The sequence below is a fragment of the Alcanivorax profundi genome, assembly GCF_003597125.1.
In the GTDB taxonomy this organism is placed as follows: domain Bacteria; phylum Pseudomonadota; class Gammaproteobacteria; order Pseudomonadales; family Alcanivoracaceae; genus Alcanivorax; species Alcanivorax profundi.
On the sequence record NZ_QYYA01000001.1, the window covers coordinates 558,766 to 581,122 of the forward strand.

General features: G+C 58.2%; 15 protein-coding genes. 9 read left to right on the forward strand and 6 right to left on the reverse strand.

Annotated elements, in window-relative coordinates:
* Window positions 1–20: 20 nt before the first annotated feature.
* Window positions 21–1,142, reverse strand: coding sequence for an aminotransferase class V-fold PLP-dependent enzyme (locus D4A39_RS02650; RefSeq protein WP_119917446.1), 1,122 nt, complete (start codon window positions 1,140–1,142; stop codon window positions 21–23).
* A gap of 169 nt (window positions 1,143–1,311) precedes the next feature.
* Here D4A39_RS02650 and D4A39_RS02655 point away from each other — a divergent pair, with 169 nt between their 5' ends.
* Both D4A39_RS02655 and D4A39_RS02660 read left to right on the forward strand, forming a co-directional pair.
* Window positions 1,312–1,947, forward strand: a complete 636-nt coding sequence (locus tag D4A39_RS02655) for a TetR/AcrR family transcriptional regulator (RefSeq protein ID WP_022984184.1) — start codon at window positions 1,312–1,314, stop codon at window positions 1,945–1,947.
* Window positions 1,944–2,483: a DUF1285 domain-containing protein gene (locus D4A39_RS02660; protein ID WP_022984185.1), complete on the forward strand. Its 540-nt coding sequence runs from the start codon at window positions 1,944–1,946 to the stop codon at window positions 2,481–2,483. Before D4A39_RS02655 ends, D4A39_RS02660 begins: the two co-directional genes overlap by 4 nt.
* A 152-nt stretch (window positions 2,484–2,635) precedes the next feature.
* On the opposite strand, the gene D4A39_RS02665 is transcribed toward D4A39_RS02660, so the two are convergent.
* On the reverse strand, window positions 2,636–4,360 hold the full coding sequence (locus D4A39_RS02665; protein WP_119917447.1) for a bifunctional protein-serine/threonine kinase/phosphatase: 1,725 nt from the start codon (window positions 4,358–4,360) through the stop codon (window positions 2,636–2,638).
* Between the two features lie 83 nt (window positions 4,361–4,443).
* Complete coding sequence (locus D4A39_RS02670) at window positions 4,444–5,913, reverse strand: NarK family nitrate/nitrite MFS transporter (protein ID WP_022984187.1); 1,470 nt, start codon at window positions 5,911–5,913, stop codon at window positions 4,444–4,446.
* 803 nt (window positions 5,914–6,716) lie between these two features.
* Between D4A39_RS02670 and nirB the strand changes: the two genes are divergently transcribed.
* The 5 genes from nirB (at window position 6,717) to D4A39_RS02695 (ending at window position 14,399) form a co-directional block, all read left to right on the forward strand.
* Window positions 6,717–9,245: a nitrite reductase large subunit NirB gene (gene nirB / locus D4A39_RS02675; RefSeq protein ID WP_022984188.1), complete on the forward strand. Its 2,529-nt coding sequence runs from the start codon at window positions 6,717–6,719 to the stop codon at window positions 9,243–9,245.
* Window positions 9,246–9,247: 2 nt separating this feature from the next.
* On the forward strand, window positions 9,248–9,598 hold the full coding sequence (gene nirD, locus D4A39_RS02680) for a nitrite reductase small subunit NirD (RefSeq protein WP_022984189.1): 351 nt from the start codon (window positions 9,248–9,250) through the stop codon (window positions 9,596–9,598).
* A 19-nt stretch (window positions 9,599–9,617) separates the two neighbouring features.
* Window positions 9,618–10,880 carry an NAD(P)/FAD-dependent oxidoreductase gene (locus tag D4A39_RS02685; protein WP_119917448.1) on the forward strand — a complete coding sequence of 421 codons (1,263 nt, stop codon included), beginning with the start codon at window positions 9,618–9,620 and terminating at the stop codon, window positions 10,878–10,880.
* The gene (locus D4A39_RS02690) at window positions 10,877–13,492 is read left to right on the forward strand and encodes a nitrate reductase (RefSeq protein ID WP_119917449.1); all 2,616 of its coding nucleotides are present in this window, start codon (window positions 10,877–10,879) and stop codon (window positions 13,490–13,492) included. The genes D4A39_RS02685 and D4A39_RS02690 overlap by 4 nt, the downstream gene beginning before the upstream one ends.
* Window positions 13,493–13,553: 61 nt before the next feature.
* Entirely contained in the window at window positions 13,554–14,399 is an 846-nt protein-coding gene (locus D4A39_RS02695) for a peroxiredoxin family protein (RefSeq protein WP_119917642.1), read from the forward strand.
* 129 nt (window positions 14,400–14,528) lie between these two features.
* Here the strand turns inward: D4A39_RS02695 and D4A39_RS02700 are convergent, their stop codons facing one another.
* Window positions 14,529–15,359 (reverse strand): ion transporter, encoded by an 831-nt coding sequence (locus D4A39_RS02700; RefSeq protein WP_022984193.1) that lies wholly within the window; start codon window positions 15,357–15,359, stop codon window positions 14,529–14,531.
* 112 nt (window positions 15,360–15,471) lie between these two features.
* Here D4A39_RS02700 and D4A39_RS02705 point away from each other — a divergent pair, with 112 nt between their 5' ends.
* Window positions 15,472–16,479 carry an alpha/beta hydrolase gene (locus tag D4A39_RS02705; protein ID WP_119917450.1) on the forward strand — a complete coding sequence of 336 codons (1,008 nt, stop codon included), beginning with the start codon at window positions 15,472–15,474 and terminating at the stop codon, window positions 16,477–16,479.
* 185 nt (window positions 16,480–16,664) lie between these two features.
* The gene (locus D4A39_RS02710; RefSeq protein ID WP_199699414.1) at window positions 16,665–19,931 is read left to right on the forward strand and encodes a hypothetical protein; all 3,267 of its coding nucleotides are present in this window, start codon (window positions 16,665–16,667) and stop codon (window positions 19,929–19,931) included.
* Between the two features lie 421 nt (window positions 19,932–20,352).
* Here D4A39_RS02710 and D4A39_RS02715 read toward each other — a convergent pair whose 3' ends face one another.
* Together D4A39_RS02715 and cobB are read right to left on the reverse strand one after the other, a co-directional pair.
* A complete protein-coding gene (locus D4A39_RS02715; protein WP_119917451.1) occupies window positions 20,353–21,426 on the reverse strand; it encodes a 3-deoxy-7-phosphoheptulonate synthase in 1,074 nt (357 codons plus the stop codon).
* A 221-nt stretch (window positions 21,427–21,647) separates the two neighbouring features.
* Window positions 21,648–22,352, reverse strand: coding sequence for a Sir2 family NAD+-dependent deacetylase (gene cobB / locus D4A39_RS02720; RefSeq protein WP_119917452.1), 705 nt, complete (start codon window positions 22,350–22,352; stop codon window positions 21,648–21,650).
* Window positions 22,353–22,357 lie beyond the last annotated feature (5 nt).

A 22,357-nucleotide genomic window follows, 5' to 3' on the forward strand; every position in this document is an offset into this window, starting at 1 on the left:
ACAATCAAAGTCACTGGAGCTTACAACAGGGCCAAAGCGCGGTCGATGACCGAATATGACGTATAGAAATGTGGTGAAAATCGCACGCCGCCGCCTCGTTCAGCACAGACCACCCCACCTTGTTTGAGGCGTTGAAAGGTCGCAGCAGGATCTTCTCCGGGCAGGGTGAACGTAACGATACCTGCGCAGCGTTCGGGGGCAGCTGGGCTCAAGAGCGAGGCGCCGCGCTGCAACAGACCGTCAATCAGGTACTGGACACGTTCCGCCAGCCTGTCTGCCACGGTGTCCATGGTTGTTTCCTGCAGCAACGAGAGTGAGGCTTCCAGCGCATGAACACCCAGCATGTTGGGGCTGCCGCATTCGAAGCGTTTGGCGTTGTCGGCGACTTTCCAGTCCTTGCGGGTGTAGTCTCCCGGGTTGGCAATCATATGCCAGCCATGCTGACGCAGGGTCAACTTCGGCTGTACTTCCCGGCGGCAGTAGAACAGTGCCAGCCCTTCCGGGCCCAGCATCCATTTATGGCCATCGGCGACCACAAAATCGGTCATGCAGGCGCGGGCGTCAAAGGGCAGGGCGCCCAGGATCTGGATGGCATCCACACAGAACAGAATGCCCCGCTCACGGCAGGCCTTGCCAATGGGGGCCATGTCCATCAACAGACCGCTGCCGTATTGCACCGCCGACAGGGACACCAGCCGGGTGGAGGGGGTTAGCGCTTCAATAATGGCCTGCTCTGGGTCGTCGACGTCCAGATTGACCTCAACGACCTGGACCCCCTGATTGGCCAGGGCTTGCCAGGGAATGCGGTTCGACGGGAACTCCTGATCACTGATCACAATCTGGTCCCCGGCCTGCCAGTCCAGCCCTTGGGCAATCACCGACAAGCCCTCGGAGGTATTTTTCAGCAGGGCGATCTCATCGGTATCGACCTCGCCGATCAGCCAGGCAAGCCGCTGCCGTAACCGTTGTTCCACTCCCAGCCACTTCGGGTAATCCCGGGCGCCCAGACTGCAGTTGGCCTCGGCAAAGGCGCACACCGCATCGCGGGTGCGCTGCGGCCAGGGGGCAACGGCCGCATGATTGAGATAGAGCAGGTCATCCTGCTGGGGAAATTCCATGTGATCTGGCACTGATGAAGGCATCCTGGCTCCCTTGCTTGCGCAGCGGTTCTGGCGTTGACACCATGCTAACGCGACAGATTGTCTTATGCAGGTAAACAGCGCAGGGTATTCGTTCGTATGCTTATAAAAAAGGAATACGTTAGAATTGCCGGCAGGAGTGACAAGTTCTGTTGTGCTCAAGGAGAAATGGATGGGTGACCTGGAAAAAGCCACGCGCAAGGCGCAAGAGTTTCGCCAGCGTGAACGGCAAATTCTTGATGCTGCTCTGGCGTTGTTTCTGGAGGAAGGCGAAGACCGTGTCACGGTGGAAATGATTGCGGACCGGGTGGGCATCGGTAAAGGCACCATCTACAAGCACTTTGAAACCAAGAACGAGATCTATCTGCTGTTGATGCTCCGTTACGAGGAGGATCTGGCAGAGGTGTTCAAGCAGATCTCCGGTGCGGACGACAAGGAAAAGCTGGCCCGGGAGTATTTCCGTTTCCGGATCAGTGATCCCAAGCGTTACCAACTGTTTGATCGCCTGGAAAACAAGGTGATCAAGGATCACGCGCTGCCCGAGCTGGTAGAAAAGCTGCACAGTATTCGTGAAGCGAATTTTGCCCGCTTGACGGAGATCGTCGAAGCGCGGATGGCGGAAGGTTCGCTGGAAGATGTGCCCCCGATCTACCACATCTGTTCCGCCTGGGCGCTGGCCCATGGTGCGGTGGCACTGATGGAATCCCCGTTTTACCAGCGTCTTATTGATGACAAGGATGATTTCGTGGATTTCCTTATCGAAATCGGTATCCGTATGGGGAACAAGGGGCAACGGGGGGCCAAATGAGCCAGCCCGACGACCTGCTGACCTTGTTGGAAAAGGCAGAGAAAGACGAGAGCGGCTTGCCACCGGTACATGCGTGGAAGCCGGAACGGCATGCCGATATTGATATGCGCATTGCCCGAGACGGCACCTGGTATTATGAGGGATCGCCCATTGAGCGTGAGCGCATGGTCGCCCTGTTTTCCACCATCCTGTTGCGTGAAGGGGAGGATTACTTCCTGATTACGCCGGTGGAGAAACTCCGTATCCAGGTAGATGATGCGCCTTTTGTGGCGGGTGAAGTCCAGCAGGTCGACAACAAGCTGGTGTTCACCACTAATGTGGGTAGCCATGTCATTGCGGGTGCTGGGCACCCGATCCGGGTGGACACCGACCCGGCAACCGGTGAACCCTCACCCTACATTACCGTACGCAAGAACCTGCACGCCCTGATCGGCCGAAGCGCATTCTACCAGTTGGTGGATTGGGCAGAGGAGGTGGATGGCAGGTTGGTGGTTGAGAGTGGTGGGGAGGGGTTTGTGTTGGGTGCTCTGGAATAGTTAACAGTGAATAGTTAACAGCGAAGACCCGCGGAATAACCGGAATTGGGCCTAAAACGCATGAGGCCGCGTCCAGGGCTTGGGCGCGGCCTCATGCGTTTTAGAAAGAATGTCGTTGCTCGCGCAACTGTTCACTATTCACTGTTAACTGTTCACTGATTAAGGCTCACACTAATCAGCAACAACATCACCAACACCAGGCAAGCCCCTTTCCATAATCGCAGCTCGTTGATGCTGTTATCCTTGCCGGGTTTGGTGGCACGGACGGGTCGACGCAGGGCGTCACGGAATTCTGCGGCGTCGGCGAAACGCTGGTTACGGTGCCGTTGCAGACCAATTTGCAGAACATTGTTGATCCATAACGGTACAAAGGCGTTCAGGGACTGCAGCGCTGGGAGTGGACGGTGGTTGCTCTTCTCATAGCGCCCTTGCCAGGGCAGGGCTCCCGTCAACATTTCATGGATGATTGCCGCCACTGAAAACAGGTCGCTCTGCTCGCTGGGAGCCTCCCCGTCGATCAGTTCAGGTGCTGTATAGTCCCGGGTGCCCAGTGGAATGTCCGAAGCCCTCTGCTCCATGCCGCGGCAATGGCAGCTGCCGAAATCCACGATACGAACCAGCCCTGAGGTATCGACCATGATGTTGTCGGGCTTCAAGTCACTGTGTATAACATCCGCACGGTGCAGTGCGCGAATACCGTTGAGCAGCTGATCAGCCAGATACAGTTTTTCCTCTACTGCTGCATCCGGGTGCTCCCTGAGCCACTGCTTGAGAGTCACGCCATCAATAAACTCCAAATGCTGATAAAGGCAACTTGGCATCTCCGGCATGGGCAGGGCGTGAAGCAAGTGTGGGTTACGCAGGCGGCTTCCGACCCAGCCCTCCATCACGAACCGCTCCAGAGCATCTCGGTCGTCTTCCAGATTCACTGACGGGGTTTTCAATACGGAACGCTTGCCTTCCTCATTTTCCACCAGATAAAGGTGGCTTCTTACACTGGCATAAAGTTCTCGTTTGACGGTGAACCCGTCGACTTTCATGCCCGGGCTAAGCGGGGGGGGGAGTGGCAAGTTCCCGCGCTGCTTGAGGGTTTCATCGGCGCTGGCGTCCGGCAGGCCATCTACGCGTAGTACCTGACAGCTGAGGTTGTCATCACTGCCGTTAGCCAGAGCGGCTTCCACCAGTGTTTGGGCAATCATATCGGGGGATTCGCATCCTCGAATGATGCCCTGCATGCGCGAACGGCTGAGAAACCCGTGAATGCCATCGGTGGTCAGGAGAAAGATATCACCCACTTGCAGATCACTGCTGCTGTAGTCTACGTCCAGTCGGGTATCGCCCCCCATGACTCGTGTCAGCACCTGCCGGTTTTCACCGATCATGCGACTGTGGTCACGGGTCAGGCATTCCAGTTTGTCGTTGCGCAGTCGCCAGATTCGTGAATCACCGACCTGGAAAAGATGGGCGGTGCGCGAACGCAGAATCAGCAGCGACAGGGTGCACAGGTGACTCTCGCCGGCCAGGGTCTGCCGGCAAAGCCAGCGGTTTAAGGCTTCGAGAACACGCTGGGCCGAACGGGGGACGCTCCACAAGGTGGGAGTAGCATAGTAATCACTGATAAAACCAAGGACACAGGATTCAGCGGCTTCGCGGGCGGCGCCGGCGGTAGACAGGCCATCGGCCAAGGCCGCCACGATACCTTTGGTGCGAAGCAGGGGGCCCTCGGGAATCTGCATGGCCAGGGCATCCTGATTCTGCAGCTTGGGGCCAGCATCGCTGTATTGACCAATACGAACCTTCGGGTGCAGGTCTGGCTCATGCTCCGCGCTAGCAGAAAATACACTCGGTGCAGGCAGCTCAGCGGTGGACGTTTCCATATCCGGGCTCCAGGGGCTAACGGTTAACTGCATCAGCCGCAGGGGCCTTGTGGCGGCCTGCGGCTGGTGAGCAGGGGTGGCGATCAGCCAACTTCAATAAGCTGGACTTCGCCTTTTTCATCCACTTCGGCAATGTGACCTTTAGGCTCGTCCAGGAACTGGACGGCGGCCAGGGCTACGGCTGCACTGGCGGCAATCACCAGGAAGAAGGTGCTGGCGTCCACAAAGGTCAGGACGGTCAGGAAAATGACCGCACCGGTATTCCCGTAAGCGCCTACCATACCGGCGATTTGCCCGGTAAGACGACGCTTGATCAGCGGTACGGTGGCAAACACGGCACCTTCACCCGCCTGTACAAAGAAGGAACAACACATGGTGGCAACCACGGCCAGCAGCAGCGGCCAGGTTCCGCTGATCTGGCTCATCAGGCCGTATCCCACCATCAGGCCGGCAAGCAGGATGATCAGGGATTTCTTGCGTCCAAATTTATCAGACAACCATCCGCCACCCGGGCGTGCCGCCAGATTCATAAAGGCATAACCGGACGCCAGCAGGCCGGCGGTCACGGGCTCAAGGCCAAAGGTGTCGGCGAAGAACAGAGGCAGCATCGACACCACCGCCAGTTCGGAACCAAAGGTCACCAGGTATGACAGATCGAGAATGGCGACTTGTTTGAAGTTATAGCGATCGTGTTCTTCCACACCTTCTTTCAGGTGTTCGCGGTTTACACGCCAGGCCTGGCCCATCTGCAGAAACGCCAGCGACAGGATCAGGCCAATAAGGACGTACTGGGCGGTGCTACCAAACAGGGACAGGTTGCTCGGGCCAAGGCGCCATACGATGACCAGCAGGGCGGCGTACAGCGGGATACTCATGGCCAAATAGAAATACAGATCACGTTTGGTGCTGACTTCCAGTGCAGAGCTTTTCTTGGGTTTGAAGTAAGAGGCGCCAACCGGGGTGTTGCGGGCCCGCCACAGGAAGAACATACCGTACAGGAAGGCCAGAACACCGGTGCTGGCAATCGCCCAGCGCCAGCCGTTTTCACCGCCAAACATCAGTGCAACGGTGGGCAGGGTGATGGCTGCCGCGGCAGAACCGAAGTTGCCCCAGCCGCCGTAGACACCTTCTGCCAGGCCCACTTCACGAGCCGGGAACCATTCACCAATCAGACGGATACCCACCACGAACCCGGCGCCCACGAAACCCAGCAGCAAACGGGTGACGGCTAACTGCTCGAAGGTATTGGCCATGGCAAAGGCCCAGCAGGGCAGAGCGCCAAGCATCAGCAAGGTGCCAAACACGATACGGGGGCCGAAGCGGTCGACCAGGGAGCCGATGACCACCCGTGCAGGAATGGTGAGGGCGACGTTGAGAATGAGCAGGGCCTTGACCTGCTCGGTGGTCAGGTCAAATACCTCACGTAGGTGACCCATCAGCGGGGCATGGGAAAACCACACCACGAAGGTAATAAAAAAGGCGACCCAGCTCAGGTGCAACAACCTGATGCGCGGCGCAGAGAAATTCAGCAGGTTCAGCTTGTCGGCGCTCATGGTAACTCCATAGACGGCAGCGTTGATGACAGTGGCATGCCAAGCAAAGGTTGTGCCACTTTTTAACATGCTGAAATTTAAGGTTTTTTATTATTTTTGGTGATTATGCGAGGTTTCGAGGGGTGCAGCTGGGGCGCGAAGCGCTATTCGCTGGTGCAAAAAAGGTGGGCGCGTTTGGGGCAGGGGCCGCCGTGGATGATTACCTCAAAACCCTCATGCGCAGAAGGCTTGCTTATGCAGGGCTATTGGTGTCGACGCTCGTTCTTATTTGTCCTGAGGTGTGCTTTCCGGTTCATTGGGGGCGCAGTAATGAGAATGAAGCCTGTGCGGGCGTTTGCCTGTTTGCTGCCCCGGATGCGATACCCGCAGTCGTCGGGCTATGGCTGTGCTTTGGGAAGGCTGCTCGGCACAGTTGGTAGCTGGGGCGACAACAATCAATGTGGCGCGAATATCGTTGAACAGATTGAGTGTCTGAGTGGGACTTCCGGCGTTAGTGCATGGGAGTGAGATGCTGTTGTGATCAGGGATATCTGCATGAAAGGGCCGGGATGAAGCGTGTGTGATGATGAAGGGGGCAGGAAAGTGTGCTTAGTGCTGGTGCGCAAATGCGGAGCGCGAAAATGGAACATTTCGGTGCACTAAAAAGTGCATCCTTGTCGTGCATTGGCGCATTAAAAGAACGCACATTTTCTGTAGGGTATTCGGTTATATTTGAAAAAAACCAGTAAAAACAATGATATAAAAAGTTGGCACAAGGGTTGCTTTGGGGAGGGTGTCAGTTACGCACCGCGAGGGTGAGCCTTATGGCAAAGCAACAACTTCTTTTGATCGGTCACGGCATGGTGGGTCAGCGTTATCTGGAATCGCTGGTAGCCCAGGGTGGCCGTGACCAATTCGACGTTACCGTGCTGTGTGAAGAGCCGCTGCCGGCCTACGACCGGGTTGGGCTTACCAGCTACTTTTCCGGCAAGACTGCCGATGACCTTTCACTGGTGCCGCAGGGCTTTTTTGAAGAGCACGGTATTACCCTGAAGCTCAAGACCCGAGCCGACAGCATTGATCGAGCTGCCAAAACTGTGACCACCAATACCGGTGAGACCCTGGCTTACGACAAGCTGGTGCTGGCCACGGGGTCCTACCCGTTTGTGCCGCCGATCCCGGGCAACGATCGCGATAATTGCTTTGTGTACCGCACCATCGATGATCTGGATGCCATGATTGCCGCCAGTAAAGGCGGCAAAGTCGGCGCTGTGGTCGGCGGGGGGCTACTCGGCCTGGAAGCCGCCAAGGCATTACACGATCTGGGTCTGGAAACCCATGTGGTGGAATTTGCCCCGCGCTTGATGGCCGTTCAGGTGGATGATTTCGGTGGTGGTCTGCTGAAAGACAAAATTCAGGAACTGGGTGTGACTGTGCATACCAGCACTGGCACTCAGGAGATTATTGATGGCGAAAGCTGCAAACACCGTATGGTGTTTGGTGAAGACAAGCATCTTGAAACGGACCTGATTGTCTTTTCCGCTGGTATCCGTCCGCAGGATGCCCTGGGTCGTGCCTGCGAACTGGAGCTGGGCGAGCGCGGCGGTATCGTCGTCAACGATCACTGTGTGACTTCAGATGAAGATGTTTACGCCATCGGTGAAGTGGCGTTGTGGAATGGCCGTATCTTTGGTCTGGTGGCGCCGGGTTACCAGATGGCGGAAATTGCTGCCGAGCACTTGATGGGCAAGGCCGAAAAAGCGTTCCAGGGTGCCGATATGAGCACCAAGCTCAAACTGATGGGCGTGGATGTCGCGTCCATCGGTGATGCGCACGGCAACACCCCGGGCTGCCGCAGCACCGTGTTCATGGATCAGACCGCTGGCATTTACAAGAAGGCGGTGGTGAGCGAGTGCGGCAAGAAACTGCTTGGCGCGGTGCTGGTCGGCGACGCCGCCGATTATGGCAACCTGCTGCAGCTGTGCCTTAACGAAATGGATTTGCCTGGCGATCCGGCAGCCCTGGTGGCGCCGGTCTCTGATGGCGCCCCCTTGCTGGGTGCCGATGCCCTGCCAGACACCGCCCAAATCTGTTCTTGCAACAATGTTTCCAAAGGCGATCTGTGTGCGGCTATCGATGGTGGCTGCATGACCGTGGGTGACCTGAAGGCCTGCACCAATGCCGCGGGTACTTGTGGCGGCTGTGCCGCACTGGTGAAACAGGTGCTCGACAGCGAGTTGGAAAAACGGGGTGTGGAGGTCAACAACCACGTTTGCGAGCACTTCCCGTATTCCCGCGAGGAAATCTATCACCTGGTACGTGTTGGGCAGATCACCACGTTTGATCAGCTGTTGGAAAAACATGGCAGCGGTGATGGTTGTGATATCTGTAAACCGACCGTGGCCAATGTGCTGGCTTCCTGCTGGAACGATTGGGTCTTGAACAAACCCCATGCGGGCCTTCAGGACACCAACGATTACTTCATGGGCAATATGCAGCGCGATGGTACCTATTCCATCGTGCCCCGCGTTGCCGGTGGTGAAATCACTCCGGACAAGTTGATTGTGCTCGGTGAAGTGGCCAAGAAATACGACCTCTACACCAAGATTACCGGTGGTCAGCGGGTCGATCTGTTCGGTGCCCGCGTCGATCAGCTTCCCGAAATATGGAAAATTCTGGTCGAGGCCGGTTTTGAAACCGGTCATGCCTATGGCAAGTCGGTGCGGACCGTGAAGTCCTGCGTGGGTTCGACCTGGTGCCGTTACGGTGTGAAGGACTCGGTGGGCACCGCCATCCAGATCGAAGAACGCTACAAAGGGCTGCGCAGCCCGCACAAACTCAAATTTGCGGTCAGTGGTTGTACCCGTGAATGTGCCGAGGCGCAGAGCAAGGATGTGGGTGTCATTGCTACCGAGAAAGGCTGGAATCTGTATGTCTGTGGTAATGGCGGCATGCGTCCTCGTCATGCCGATCTGTTTGCCTCGGATCTTAGCGATGAGGAACTGATCAAGTACACCGACCGCTTCCTGATGTTCTACATCAAGACAGCTGATCGTTTGCAGCGCACCAGTGTCTGGATGGAAAACCTGGAGGGCGGCCTCGATTACCTCAAGGACGTGATCATCAATGATTCCCTCGGGATCGGTGAAGAGTTGGAAGCGCAGATGAAGCATATCATCGGCACTTACCAGTGTGAGTGGAAGACTGCCATCGAGGACAAGGAAGCGGTCAAGCGCTTCAAGCACTTCGTCAACGATGACGCCAATGATGACAACCTGCAGTACGTTCGTGAGCGAGGCCAACGTCGCCCCGCCTACGAGCACGAACGCATTGAAACGGTTCAGGAGGCCTGATCATGAACAGTTCTGTTGCCGTGGAGTGGAAAGCCGTATGCAAGGTCAGCGATGTGTTGCCAGGCACCGGGGTAGGCGTTCGTCTGCCGGCGGGCCAGGCCGCTTTGTTCTGCACCCGTAATGGCCAGTTTTATGCGCTCGACAACATGGATCCTTTCAGCCATGCCAATGTGCTGAGTCGAGGGATCCTCGGATCGATCGGGGACCGCAAGGTCGTGGCCTCGCCGATCTACAAACAGCACTTCGATCTGGAAACCGGTCAGTGTATCGAAGACGAAACCGTCAGCCTGAATGTCTACCCGGTTCGGGTGGAGGGTGATGTGATCGAAGTGGCCATGTCGGCCGCGCACTGACCGCAAGGGCAAGGCAGTAATGAAAAAACTGGTAGTAATTGGTAACGGCATGGCGGCGATCCGCCTGCTGGAAGAGGTGACTCGCCTGGCGCCGGATCTGTATCAGATCACGGTGGTCGGCGAAGAACCTTTTGCTGGTTACAACCGGGTCATGCTGTCGCCCCTGTTGGGTGGTGGGACTGACGAAGTCACGATCACCACCCACCCGCACCAGTGGTACCGGGACCGGGGAATTCGACTCATAACCGGTTCACCGGTGGTGGCTATCCGCCGTCACCGTCGTCAGGTGGTCACTGCCGCCGGCCACAAGCTGGACTACGACCGCCTGGTGCTGGCTACCGGGGCTGCACCCCGCCAGCTTCCCGTTGAGGGAGTGAATCTAGACGGCGTCATGAGCTTTCGCGATCTCTATGACGTGCGCAAGTTGTTGTCGCTCTCGGCCGCCCGTGTGGTGGTCGTGGGCGGCGGCTTTTTAGGGCTTGAGGCCGCCGATGCACTGGTGAAGCAGGGGCATGATGTCACCCTGGTTCACAGTCGCGGCCACTTGCTCAATCAGCAACTCGATGAGGCAGCCGGTCATCGCCTGCAACACGACCTGGAAAAACGGGGCGTGAAATTTGTCATGCAGGCCCGCACGGCTGCCATCGAGAGCGCTGATACGGAAACGCAAGGGCAGGGCCGCGTGGCGGCTGTCAGGCTGGCCGATGGTCAGCGTCTGCCCGCAGATTATGTGGTTCAGGCCGTGGGTATTGTTCCGCGGACGGAACTGGCCGATTACGCAGGCTTAAGCGTTAACCAAGGTGTTCGTGTCGATGACACCTTGCAAACGTTTGACCCTGCTATTTATGCCATTGGCGAATGCGTGGAGCACCGTAACCGGACCTTCGGTCTGGTCGCACCGCTGTATGAACAGGCAGCGGTGTGTGCCAGCCATCTGGCGGAACTGGGCCACCGGCGATATCTCTATGCCGATAGTGCTACCCGCCTGAAAATTTCCGGTATTGATCTGGTCTCGTTTGGCGATTTTGAAGGCGCAGGCACAGGCGGTGAAGGGGAAAACCTGCAGCTGTCTCTGCCGGGTGGTTACCGTCGTCTTCAGGTTCGTGATAACCGGATCATTGGCATGGTGCTGTATGGCGATGTGTCTGACGCTGCCTTTTACGAAACCTTGTGGCGCGAGCATGCTGATATCGGCGCCCGTCGCCAGGTGTTGCTGCTGGGCGAAGCGTTCTGCAAGGCAGCGGACAGGGGCGGCGACGGCGAGGAGGAAATTGCCGCATGAGTAGTATCTGTACCACTTGCCCGTATTGTGGCGTAGGTTGCGGAATTCGCACCGATGGCAAGGAGCTGCAAGGCGATTCGGCTCACCCGGCCAACGCGGGCCGACTGTGTGTGAAGGGCTCGTCTGTACTGGAAACCCTGGGCGACCAGGACCGCTTGCTGTATCCCGATATCGATGGGGAAAGGGTGAGCTGGGACCGGGCACTGGACGAAGTGGCCGAGCGTTTTCGCCGTATCGTGGATGAACATGGCCCCGATGCCGTGGCCTTTTATGTCTCCGGCCAGCTGCTCACCGAAGATTACTATGTGGCCAACAAATTGATGAAGGGCTACATCGGCAGTGCCAACATTGATACCAATTCTCGCCTGTGCATGAGCAGTGCGGTGGTCGCCCATAAGCGTGCCTTTGGTGAAGATGTTGTGCCGGGCTGTTATGAAGATCTGGAAATCGCAGATCTGGTGATTCTTACTGGCTCCAACACCGCCTGGGCACATCCGATCGTGTACCAGCGCATTGCTGCGGCAAAGCAGGCACGGCCGGAAATGAAAGTGGTGGTGATTGATCCTCGCCGTACTGCCACCTGCGATCTTGCCGACCTGCATATACCGGTGCGTCCCGGTCAGGATGTGCCGTTGTTCAACGGTCTGCTGACCTGGCTGGATGATCACAACGCGCTGGACCAGGATTACATCGCCCATCATACCAACGGCTTTGATCAGGCACTGGCCACAGCCCGCGCCCAGGGTAACGACTGGGACGCACTATCCCGACAGCTGGGTGTGTCGAAAGTCGATCTGACCACCTTTTATCACTGGTTTGCGGCCTGCGAACGCACTGTGACAGTGTTTTCACAGGGGGTGAATCAGGCCCGAAACGGCTCAGACCAGGGTAACGCGATTATCAATGCCCACCTGGCTACCGGCCGCGTCGGCAAACCGGGCGCCAGCCCGTTTTCTATTACCGGGCAGCCTAATGCCATGGGCGGGCGCGAAGTGGGCGGTCTGGCCAACCAGCTGGCCGTGCACCTGGATATCGATAACCCCGAACATCACGCCGCGGTGGCGGATTTCTGGCAGACCGAACAGTTGGCAAAACACAACGGTCTCACCGCGGTGGACCTGTTCAATGCGGTGGAAAGTGGCGAGGTAAAAGCGGTCTGGATCATGGCCACTAACCCGGTGGATTCCCTGCCAGAGGCCGACCGGGTTCGTCACGCCTTGATGGGATGCGACACGGTGGTGGTCTCCGACTGTGTGGCCAGCGGCGATACCCTCGCGTGTGCGGACATCCGTCTGCCCGCGTTGGGCTGGAGTGAGAAGTCCGGCATGGTCACCAACTCCGAGCGCTGTATTTCCCGTCAGCGGCCGTTTCAGCCCGCCCCGGGAGAAGCCCGGGCGGATTGGTGGATTATCACCGAAGTGGCGCGCCGTATGGGGTACACCCAGGGATTCGGTTATCAGCACGAACACGAAATTTTTGCCGAGTACTCGGCGCTCACCGCCTTGGCAGGCCGGTTTGGCAAGCGGCTTGACCTGACTGCTGCGGCGGAACTGAGTGCCGACCAATACGAGCAGTGGCAGCCCCAGCAATGGCCACTGCAGGGCGGTGACCGTTGCTTTGCGGACGGCACGTTCTCCACCCCGGATGGTCGTGCCCGTTTTGTGGCCTGCGAGAATCCGGTGGTGCGCGAGATTGGCGACAGCTTCCCGATCATTCTCAACAGTGGCCGTATTCGCGACCAGTGGCACACCATGACGCGCACCGGGCGCGCAGGTCGCTTGTTTGCCCACCTCAGCGAGCCGTTTGCGGCTTTGCATCCCAAAGACATCGAGCGTTACCGACTCGCAGATGGCGGTTTTGTCCGCCTGACCAGCCGGGTGGGTGATGCGTTGGTGCGGGTTAAAAGCGATGGCGGGCAGCGACCCGGTACCGCGTTTATGCCCATGCACTGGACTGATCAGTTTTCTCGTCGGGCCCGGGTTGATGCCCTGGTACCGGCACGTCTGGATCCGCATTCCGGCCAGCCAGCGTTCAAACATACGCCGGTTAATGTCAGCGACTGGCAACCCCGCTGGCATGGCTGGTTGTTCACGGCGGCAACCCCGCCCGCCGTGGAGTACTGGGCCCGAGTTCCCGTCGATGCATTTTTGCAGGCGGGCCAGGTACAACGCTATCGGCTGGCCGGCGATGCGGACCTAACCGAACAACAACTTCACGAATGGATGCCTGAGGCCGCCCAGTGGCTGGCGCTGAATGATCCCTCTACCGGGCATTTCCGCCGTGCGGCTCTGGACAGCGATGGCAAGCTGATTGCCTGGCTGGCCATTGGCGAAACCCTGCCGCTGTGTGACGTGGAGTGGCTGGCGACGTGCTTCACTGAAGGCAGTGAAGTGCAGGCGCTATCGATTCTGGCCGGGCAACCCGCAGATGCCGGTCCCGATCTGGGGCCGGTCATTTGCAGCTGTCATCAGGTTCGACAGAAGACCATCGAGGCAGCTGTGGAAGAGGGCGCAGATTCCGTGGAAGCCATTGGCAAGTGCTGCAAGGCCGGCACCAACTGTGGGTCGTGTATTCCGGAGCTGCGCGGTCTTCTGGAAACCTGCAGCGCCTGATTTCTTTTGTAACGCCTGTCCCCATTGTGCATCCAATGGCGAATGCACAATGGGGTTGTCCATGAAAAGTCTCAAATCCTTGTTTATTTCCGGTCTGATTTCCCTCGCGGTAGCCACGGTCGTTTTCGCTCTGTGGTTGCTGGTGTCGTCCGGGAATCTGGCGTCGTTGGCGCTGCTGCTTGCCGCTGTTCCCATGCTGGCGTTTCTGGGGTGGCTGTTTCTCGGGAAACCGGCACGAACCAGTGCCTCATTGCCCTGGGTCTTCTGGCCCTCAATGCTGGGCACCCTTGCCGTGATCAGTCTGTTTCTGGCCGGGCATGCCTGTTGGTTGATGACCACGCTTGCGGTGCTGAATCTGGCCGGGGTGCATCTTTATATTCGTTGGTACAGCCGTTATCAACAGCGCCCGGTGGTGGCGAAAGTCGGTGAAATGCTGCCGACAGTACAGTTTACCAATCTTGAGAATCGCCCGGTGACGGTGGCGGACTTTGCGGGGAGCCCGGTGGTGATGTTGTTCTTTCGGGGTAACTGGTGTCCGTTATGTCTTGCCCAGATACGCGAAGTGGCAGCGGCCTATCAGTCCCTGCAAGAGAAGGGGGTACGTGTGGCGCTGATCAGTCCGCAATCCCATGCCCAGTCGGCGGAACTGGCGAAACAGTTTTCAGTGAATTTTGACTATCTGCGAGATGATGACAATGCTGCCGCCCGTGCGCTGGGGATTCTTGACGCGGGGGGCACGCCGGCGGGACTCGAAGTGCTGGGTTATGACAGTGATACGGTTATGCCCACGGTGTTGATCCTGGACGCTCAAGGGCGATTGGTGTTCCAGCATCTGACCGACAACTACCGGATTCGCCCGGAGCCTTCCCTGTTTATTGAAGTGCTGGAGCGCGAGGGCCTTATTTAAGGTGTATCAGGGACTAGCGGAAGAGCGAGACAGACCAGACGTTCACAGTCCCGGACGTCTGGCCTTGAAGGCAGACCGCAAACCCTGCTTCACCGTTGCGTCAAGCCGCGCAAGCATAGCCTAGCAGACTTAGCCATCCGGCCCTTTCAGTGACAACTTTGGCAGCTCATTGCCACACTGCTTGCAGAACCGGGCATCCGGGTCGTGCGCGTGGCGGTGGCAGTGGGTGCACTCGCGCTCGTACTGCATGCTGGTGCGAGCGGCAGAGATTTCGGCTGTGACGATGCCAGTAGGCACCGCAATGATGGCGTAGCCGGTGATCATGGCCAGTGATGCAATCAGTTGCCCCAGTGGCGTCTGCGGAGAAATATCGCCGTAACCGACCGTGGTGATCGTGACGATGGCCCAGTAGATACTGCGCGGGATGCTGGTGAAGCCGTTCCTGGGGCCTTCGACGACATACATCAGGCTGCCGAAAATGATGATCACCACAAAAACCGAAAACATGAACACGGCAATCTTGCGCCGGGTTCGTACCAGTGCCAGCCCCAGTTGATTGGCTTCGCCCATGAATTTGGCCAGCTTCATCACCCGAAATACCCGCAGGACACGCAGGGCACGGATGGTCAGCAGATAGTTGGAGCCGGGTACAAACAGGCTCAAATACGTCGGAATAATCGAAAGCAGATCCACGATGCCAAAAAAGCTTCGTGCATAGCGCAATGGGCGGTCACTGACCCAGAGCCGTACTCCGTATTCAAAGGTGAAGAGTATGGTAAAAAACCACTCGGCGGCGTACAGCCAGGTGCCGTAATTCTCATGGAGTCCGGAAACGCTATCCAGCATTACTGCGACCACACTGCCCAGAATCGCCACAATCAGGAGCACATCAAACAGCTGCCCGGCCGGTGTATCGGTACCAAAAATGATATGCCGCCAGCGTTGGCGCAGTGATTCCATACCGGGTCTCGTCTTCCTGTGGTTCATTGAGCAACAAAGCTGAGGCTATTGTGGCTTGTTCCCCAAAGAATGACCACTTACTCTGGTTTTGGGCCAGTGGAATAACGATGCAATGAACGACAATAACAACCAGTATTTTCGTGCCGTCAGCTGGCAGGGCAAAGCCATTGGTGCCGCTCTGCGAGGAGTGGTGAAACCGGTGGTGAATCGGGTGAGATTTACCCCCCGCTTCATGAAGTTTTCCCAGCTTGGCTTTGATGCCGTTACACTGGCTTTGCCGGTGCCTTCTGATGTGCACATAGCGCGCGCCCATGTAGGAGGCGTGCCCGGTGAATGGTTGATCACCGGGCGACAGGTGCGTGCCAGTCGGGTGGTGATGTATTTTCACGGTGGCGCCTATTTTTTTGGTTCGCCGCGCTCACACCGTGCGGTGACCTGGCGAATGAGTCACTATTGCCGGGCAAAGGTGCTGGCAGTGGATTACCGGCAACCCCCCGATTGGTCCTATCCAGCGCCCCTTGAAGATGCTGTGAGCGCCTATCGTGCCTTGCTAACTCAGGGCTATGATCCGCAGCAGATTGTCTTTGCTGGCGACTCTGCCGGCGGCAATTTGTCATTGGTCACGATGATACGACTGCGTGAGATGGGATTGCCGCTGCCTTCCTGCGCGGTTTTGATTAGTCCGTGGGGGGATTTGACCTGTTCCGGCGATTCTATCCGGGACAATGAGGATAAGGACCCGCTGATCCCTCTGCAGGCTCTGCGCTTCGTGTCTGGCTCGTACAGTCGGGGCGAGGATCCGGCAGCTCCGACCCTCTCGCCGGTGTTCGCCGATTTTACTGGGTTGCCCCCCCTGATTATTCAGGTTGGCAGCACGGAAGTGTTGCTCAGTGATGCCCAGCGGATTGCGGAACGTGCCCGGGCCGCGGGGGTAACTTGTCTGCTACAGGTATGGGAAAAGATGCCTCATGTGTTTCAGGCGTTGTCTGGTTGGTTACCGGAAGCAGGGCAGGCGTTTCGGGAAATTGGTGCTTTTGTTCATCCTCATCTGAGCAAGACGGATAACGATCATCATGTGCGAGCTCATGCGTCCCTGGTAATGGGGTCATCCAGCCCATGAGTGTAATCTGTTATCAATAAGTTGCACTGACCCGACTTCAGACACCATTGGGTAACGCTGGCTACGCTAGCTTACATTCTGTCAACGGCGTTGCTCTACAGCAGATTGCACATCCCTTCCATAGTCGCTAATGCAATCTCCCCGAGGGGGGGCAATAACGACAAAGCACGATGGAGGGGTTCATCTTGGCCAATCAACTCAAACTTCTGGTAGGCAGCAGCGCTCTGGCAGCCATGCTGGCAGCCTGTGGCGGTGGAGGGGGTAGTTCATCGCCTTCCTCCGACGCAGCGGATGCGGTAGCTCGCACTCTGCCACCAGAAATCGCATCAATCATCGATCAGCAGAATGAACTGACGAATGTTCTCTGTCCGGAAGCATCCGGAGAGGTTGCCGAGGGCGGGTCTCTGGATCCTCTTCAGTGTTTCCAGGAAGGGGAAGAGGACTCAGAACTTTCGCAGGATATGATCGTCCAGCAATTTTGTCCGGAGGCGGTCACTGCATTCGACCCTGAGGGCCTGTTTGACCCGTCACTGTTGCAGGAAGACCCTCAGGCGGCCTTGACCGGCTTCGTTGAGCAGTCTGGTACTTTTGCTGCAGCCTGTCTGCAGGAAGCCGCAGGCAGCCTGCAGAATGCTGGTGATCTTCTTGGCGCAAGCAACCCGATCACTGAGGCTATCTGTCCGGTGGAGTCTGCCAATGGTGAGGTCGATCCTGCGAATTGTTTCGCTGAGGCGGTCGCGGGCGGTAGTTTACCGGGTGGCGGCGACGGCGGTGATGCAGAGGCAGATCCGATTGCCGGCCAGCTATGTCCGGAAACCGGCAGCGTTGCGCCGTCTCCTGAAGCGCCAACAGCTTGTCTGGATGAAGCCAGCCGCGTCTACATTACCGTCATTGACATGATCACTGCGCCTAACCCGCTGACAGAGCAAATCTGTCCCATGGACGCGGCCGATGGGCGAGTCAATCCCCCGGATTGTTTTGCCGAAGCGACCATGGGTGCCGGTGGTTTCCCCGGTGATGGGGGCGGCGACAGCAATCCGTTCAAACCTCTGCTGGAACAGTTCTGCCCGGAAGCGGCGCTGGCGCCTGTTGGCCCAACCACCCCGGTAGACTGCCTGGCCGAAGCTGGCGGTAACTTTGAGGACGTGCAGGATCTGCTGCTTGGGCCCAACCCGCTGACCGAAAACCTGTGTCCTGAAGCTGCACAGACTACCCCCATTGATCCGGCAGCCTGTTTCATGGAAGTGGCCGGCGGTGGTCTGCCCGGTGGCGGTGGTGGAGACAATCCGCTGGCCCCGGTGCTGGAACAATTCTGTCCGGAAACGGCAGCGGGTGAGGTCGGCCCGACCACCCCAGTGGACTGTCTGACGGAAGCCGGTTCCGCCTTTGGCGACGTGCAGGACCTGATTTCTGGTTCTAACCCGCTTACCGACCAGTTCTGCCCGGAAGAGTCCGCTGATGGTCAGGTCGATCCGGCCGCCTGTTTCCAGGAAGCCGCTGGTGGTGGTTTGCCTGGTGGTGGTGACAATCCGTTGGCCCCGGTGCTGGAACAATTCTGTCCGGAAACGGCAGCCGGTGATGTAAGCCCAACCACGCCAGTCGACTGCCTCGCGGAAGCGGGTAGTAACTTCCAGGATGTACAAGACTTGCTACTGGGCCCGAACCCACTGACCGAAAATCTGTGCCCGGAAGCGGCCCAGACAACCCCCATTGATCCAGCCGCATGCTTCGAGGAAGCCGCAGGTGGCGGAGATGGTGGTGACGGTGGCGATGGCGGGAATGGTGGCAGCGATAACCCACTGGCACCGGTACTGGAGCAATTCTGCCCTGAGACTGCCGCGGGTGACGTCGGCCCCACCACGCCGATTGATTGCCTAACCGAAGCGGGTGCTGCGTTTGGTGATGTCCAGGACCTGATTTCAGGCTCCAATCCCCTGACCGAACAGCTGTGTCCGGAAGAATCGGCTGATGGCATGGTAGACCCTGCGGCTTGCTTCCAGGAGGCCTTGGCTATGGGGGGCGAGCTGCCAGGTGGTGGCGGAGATAACCCTCTCGCGCCAGTGCTGGAGCAGTTCTGCCCGGAAACGGCCGAAGGAGATTTGGGGCCGACTACGCCGATTGACTGTCTGACGGAAGCCGGCGGTAACTTCCAGGATGTTCAGGATCTGCTGTTAGGGCCTAATCCCCTGACCGAGAACCTGTGCCCGCAAGCGGCAGCGTCAACACCGATTGACCCTGCGGCCTGTTTTGAAGAAGCCGCAGCGGGAGGCCTCCCCGGTGGTGGCGGGGGCAATCCGTTGGCCCCTGTGCTTGAGCAGTTCTGCCCTGAAACGGCAGACGCCGATGTCGGCCCGACCACTCCCATCGATTGTTTGACTGAAGCCGGTGCTGCGTTTGGTGATGTCCAGGATCTGATTTCAGGCTCCAATCCCCTGACCGAACAGCTGTGTCCTGAAGAATCCGCCGATGGCACGGTAGATCCGGCGGCCTGTTTCCAGGAAGCCCTGGCAATGGGCGGGGAACTGCCGGGTGGTGGTGAGAATCCGTTTGGCCCTGTTCTGGAACAGTTCTGTCCGGAAACCGCCACCGGTGAAGTCGGTCCGACGACGCCGATCGACTGCCTGACGGAAGCCGGTTCCGCTTTTGGCGATGTGCAGGACCTGATCTCTGGGTCCAATCCGCTCACCGAGCAGTTCTGCCCGGCAGAGTCCGCTGATGGGCAGGTAGATCCGGCAGCCTGCTTTGAGGAGGCCTTGTCTGGAGGTACTCCGGGTGGTGGTGAAAATCCATTGGCACCGGTGCTGGAGCAGTTCTGCCCCAATACCGCTGAAGCCGAGGTTGGTCCAACCACACCGGTGGACTGTCTGACCGAAGCGGGGAGCAGCTTTGGCAACATTGAGGACATCATCGGTGGCGCCAACCCACTTACCGAAGCCCTGTGCCCCATGGAATCTGCAGACGGTTCCGTGGATCCGGCAGCCTGTTTCGAAGAAGCGGTGACTGGTGGTATGCCGGGCGGTGGTGACAACCCGCTGGCCCCTGCGCTGGAGCAATTCTGCCCGGAAACGGCAGCGGGTGATTTGGGACCGACCACCCCGGCGGATTGTCTGGCAGAAGCGGGAGCAGGTCTTGCCGCTCTGGAAGAACTGCTGGGCCCGTTGAGTGAGCCGAATCCGCTGACCGAACAGGTATGCCCGCAGACGTCTGCTACTGGCAGTGTCGATCCGCGTGCCTGCTTTGTGGAGTCACTGGACAACGTTGAACTGCTCAATACGGAAAGCATTGGCCTGCTGCCAGGCTGTCCGTTGCTGAGCGCCTTCAACGAAGAAGGTAATCTGTCCCTGACACTGGGTCTGGGTTGTCTGATCAATCAGGAAGCGCCGGAACAACCGTCTCTTGATACCGGTGCCCTGACTGAGCTGTTTGATACCTTGTTTGGCGGTTTCATGTAAATCTGCCTGTCAGGAAACAGCCTGAAAAAGCCCGGCGTTTAGCGCCGGGTTTTTTTTGGGTTTATCGCGGGTAGCGGGAAAGGCCCGGTTTAATCCCCTTACTTGCCGTAGGAGCGTCGGTTATTCGCTTCGTTCAGCCTCCGGGCGGCCCTGCCGGTGTTCCTTCGCTACGCTCGGTGGCGGCGCGATCCCAGACCAGGATCAAAAGCATTTTTATCATAGAGGGCACGGTTCGCGCAGGAAGACGGTTTTGCTCTGTGGAGCCTGTGCCCTCTGTGGTAAATCCGTCTTTAACGACCTGGGTTATCGCGCCGCCAGTGACGCTCCTGCGTAAGCGAGGGCTGTGGACGATTCCCGTTAATCCGCGATGAACCATAAAAAAAGCCGCCAGGAAGGCGGCTTTTCAGTACTGGGCAGTGGCTCAGCCCAAACGTTTGGGTAGCGCCTCGCGCAGCTTGCTGGCCATGTCACGGATGGACTCTTCCGTGGTTTCCCAGCTAATACAGCCATCGGTAATGGACACACCGTATGCTAGGTCATCCAGATTGGCCGGGATCTTCTGGTTGCCGAATTTCAGGTGGGATTCCACCATCAGGCCAACAATGGACTGGTTGCCTTCGAGAATCTGATTGGCGATGTTTTCCATCACCAGAGGCTGCAGGCCGGGATCCTTGTTGGAGTTGGCGTGGGAGCAGTCCACCATGATGTTGGTGGAGACGCCGGCCTTTTCCAGTGCTTTTTCGGCCAGGGCCACGGATACGGAATCATAGTTCGGCTTGCCGCCGCCACCGCGCAGTACCACATGTCCGTACTGGTTGCCCTTGGTGGTGGTCAGTGCCACACGGCCTTCCGGATCAATACCCAGGAAGCGGTGTGGGGACTGCACACTCAGCATGGCGTTGACGGCCACATCCAGGCTGCCATCGGTGCCATTCTTGAAGCCCACCGGGCTGGACAGACCGGACGACATTTCCCGGTGGGTCTGGCTTTCGGTGGTACGGGCGCCAATCGCGTTCCAGGCGATCAGATCCTGAATGTACTGGGGGGTGGTTGGGTCCAGTGCTTCGGTGGCGGCCGGCAGGCCCAGCTCGGCCACGTCCAGCAGCAGTTTGCGGGCGATATGCAAACCATCCTGCACCTTGAAGGAATCATTCATGTAGGGGTCGTTGATCAGCCCCTTCCAGCCAGTTGTAGTACGTGGCTTCTCGAAATAGACCCGCAGTACCAGGTAGATGGTGTCTTTCACTTCCTCGGCAAGTGCTTTCAGCTTTTGCGCGTAGTCCATGGCCGCCTTGGTGTCATGGATAGAGCAGGGGCCGATGACCACGAACAGACGGTGGTCCTTGCGGTCGAGGATGTTGCGAATGGTCTCGCGCCCTTCAATCACCGTCTTGCGCGCGTTGTCCGAGAGCGGCAGCTCTTCTTTCAGCGCATTCGGGGTGATCAGGAGTTCCTGTGAGGCGATATTGAGATCGTCTACCTGTTTATCGGTCATGATGGTCTTTGCTACCTGTCGTTGCTGGAGGCCGCGCCCCTGGCTGACTCTCCCTTCTTAGAGGTCCAGCAGTCTAGCGGAAACAGCGGCTTATAGAAATATGAGGCCGCCTCTGCCGGTGATAGAAACCCTCAATATTGGTGTCTGTTGCAGGCCTGCCATCCGCAGGTTCTGTACCTGATCCTGCTTTGTCTGGCGAGCACGTGGGCCACGGTGCAGGTTCAGGTGGCGAGCAGCTCATCCACGTAGTGGGGCACGAGATCTGTGGCCAGTCCGTGACGGTGCTCGGCAAAGGCGGTCAGTCGCTGTGAGGGCTCCAGGTTGAGCTCAATGGTGTGCGCGCCGTGACGATTGGCCTCTTCCACAAAACCTGCCGCCGGGTAGACGTTGCCGCTAGTCCCGATACTGATGAACAGGTCACACCGGGCCAGCGCCTGGTAGATCGTCTCCATTTGCAGGGGCATTTCCCCGAACCACACCACATGGGGGCGCAGACAGCCGGGTTTCCCACAGAGCGGGCAGGGGAGCGCCGGTGTCAGATCGTGATCAATCTCCAGCAATCCACCGCTGGTCTGACAGCGCCCTTTGAGCAGTTCCCCATGCATGTGGATCAGGTTGCGACTGCCTGCCCGTTCATGCAGGTTGTCGATGTTCTGGGTGATCAGCAGAACCTGTCCCGGCCAGGCCGTTTCGAGCCGTGCCAGGGCCTGATGCGCGGCATTGGGCTTGATGGCAGCGCTGAGCAATTGCTCGCGGCGGGTGTTATAGAACTGTTGCACCATCAGCGGGTTGCGAAAGAAGGCTTCGGGTGTGGCCACATCTTCGACCCGGTGGTTTTCCCACAGGCCGTCTGACGCCCGGAACGTCTTGATGCCGGATTCCGCCGAGATTCCCGCGCCGGTAAGTATTACAATGTTTTCAGCCATTTATC